Below are 1,865 nucleotides of genomic sequence, written 5' to 3' on the forward strand. Positions count from 1 at the left end.
CTACTTGGTGGGGAAAATAACTACGGCTATGTCCAAAATCCCATGTGCTGGGTTGATCCGCTGGGGTTGAGTAAATGTAAACCTGACTTTTATGTTGGGCCAGCTGGACCGAGTGCGACAATGCCTGCTACTGCTTATCGTCATATGAAATATATGGAACTTGATGGTTCGATCAACAAGTTTGTACCCTCGACATTAGAAAATAAGGCTGCGCCTGTTACATATTTCGGATTTGATAAATATTCTTCTGGCAGTGCTGCCAGAGATGGATTTCAGATTGCCCCAGCCTGGAGTGATGCGCGGATGCGCGGAACTTTCGATACTTTGCAATTGTATAAAAATGGTAAACCTACAGCTTTCGTTCCTAAATGGGATGGTAATACTCACCCTACAAAACTAGAGCCATTTGCTTCTGCGTATCCTGAGTACGGAAGCGGCGGTGCCGTACAGTTGCATGCAGGTGGACAGATTATTAATTTCGACTCAATTAAAATATTACCGGATTAATCAAATGTATATCCTCGAAAAAAAAGATGCTGAAAAAATGTTGTTTGAGCTATTAAAAAGAACCTTGAAAAAACAGTCGGATATTGATTTTTTAATGGATTTAGCTAGGAAAAATGAACATTCTATTCCTATGAAAGGTATAAGGAATAAATACGATGGCATGGAGAAAAATATGTTAACCGAAAAAGATTTGGATGATCTTGATACATTAATGCATTTTTATGGCCCATGATTTTAATATATTAAATGTTTTTCGAAATCATAATAATACGGAAGCGATCCCTGTGATCCTTCCGGCTTATCGCACAGCGAGCGCACCCCGCAGCAGTTGACAACCCCGCAGAACCTGCGTTATCAGGGGCAATGCCTTGACCGGGAAACCGGACTGCATTATAACCTGTTCAGGTACTACGACCCGCAGTGCGGTAGGTTTACTCAGCCGGATCCGATAGGGGTACTTGGTGGGGAAAATAACTACGGCTATGTCCAAAATCCCATGTGCTGGGTTGATCCATTTGGGTTGGCTGGATGTAGTGCCTATAAAGGGAAGTTAAGTGTAAAAGCGTCTTAAATGAAACCGCTGGTTAAAGGTTCGAAGGAATGGAATCAGGCGGTAAAAGATGCCAAGCTTGCTACTTCTAATAGTGAGAAATTTCAAGTTAAAGTTAGAACAAGCAGTGATGCTAAAGCCTTTTTAAAAGAGACACAAGGCAATATGAATCGCTATAAAGCCCATACTCAAAGTGGTCGTGCTGATGGTGTTGCAAAATATCCTAAAGGGTATGAACAGCATATGGGGCCTGAAGGCGGTTTAGGCGATAACCCCCATATCAAGTGATATAATAACGGAACCGATGGCCATATTTTTTATGACATTCCGAATTGATTATGAAAAATAATTACTCTTTTAATGATCTTTTAGAAAAAGAACCCTATGCACTCATGGATAAAAATGAATTATTTTTTAAAATGAGGGAATTAACGATGAGAGGGAGTATTTCTCGTCTTAATGGCATTAACGAAACAGAGTGTAACTTTAGCGATGAGTTTTATTTCATAATACATAATATAGTTTCTTACAAAGGGAAAACCCCTTTTTTGAAGGGGCTTTTTTTTGTAACGCCTAAAAAATCGTTAATCAATTTCTTAGCGAAATCCATAGAGCGTGATGATTTAAGGGATCTACTGATAGCACCTAAGTTTGAGACTGAACCTCGTTATGTAATACAAGTAAATGACGGTGCATTTTATTTGTGTAAATAAATGAGCCTGACTTAATAGCCGGAAGTGATCCCCAAGATCCTTTCGGCTATTTTTTACCTGCTGTTTATTGCGTGCAATGTCAGAGATTAATCTCA

The 1,865-nt window shown here is 39.5% G+C and carries 4 protein-coding genes and 1 pseudogene; all 5 read left to right on the plus strand.

Features of this window, described 5'->3' with window-relative positions:
• Positions 1–507: pseudogene (locus tag AU511_RS17500) on the plus strand (type IV secretion protein Rhs); the annotation flags it as partial.
• Positions 508–511: 4 nt separating this feature from the next.
• Positions 512–739 carry a hypothetical protein gene (locus AU511_RS16750; protein WP_094110352.1) on the plus strand — a complete coding sequence of 76 codons (228 nt, stop codon included), beginning with the start codon at positions 512–514 and terminating at the stop codon, positions 737–739.
• Between the two features lie 96 nt (positions 740–835).
• Positions 836–1,078, plus strand: a complete 243-nt coding sequence (locus tag AU511_RS16755) for an RHS repeat-associated core domain-containing protein (protein ID WP_094110353.1) — start codon at positions 836–838, stop codon at positions 1,076–1,078.
• Complete coding sequence (locus AU511_RS16760; protein ID WP_094110354.1) at positions 1,079–1,345, plus strand: hypothetical protein; 267 nt, start codon at positions 1,079–1,081, stop codon at positions 1,343–1,345.
• A gap of 50 nt (positions 1,346–1,395) precedes the next feature.
• On the plus strand, positions 1,396–1,770 hold the full coding sequence (locus AU511_RS16765; protein WP_139829423.1) for a hypothetical protein: 375 nt from the start codon (positions 1,396–1,398) through the stop codon (positions 1,768–1,770).
• Positions 1,771–1,865: the final 95 nt, after the last annotated feature.

Source organism: Lonsdalea iberica, assembly GCF_002111585.1.
GTDB lineage: Bacteria > Pseudomonadota > Gammaproteobacteria > Enterobacterales > Enterobacteriaceae > Lonsdalea > Lonsdalea iberica.

Coding starts and splice junctions, on each gene's coding strand:
- AU511_RS16750 (WP_094110352.1), top strand. CDS start 512: ATGTATATCCTCGAAAAAAAAGATGCTGAAAAAATGTTGTTTGAGCTA.
- AU511_RS16760 (WP_094110354.1), top strand. CDS start 1,079: ATGAAACCGCTGGTTAAAGGTTCGAAGGAATGGAATCAGGCGGTAAAA.
- AU511_RS16765 (WP_139829423.1), top strand. CDS start 1,396: ATGAAAAATAATTACTCTTTTAATGATCTTTTAGAAAAAGAACCCTAT.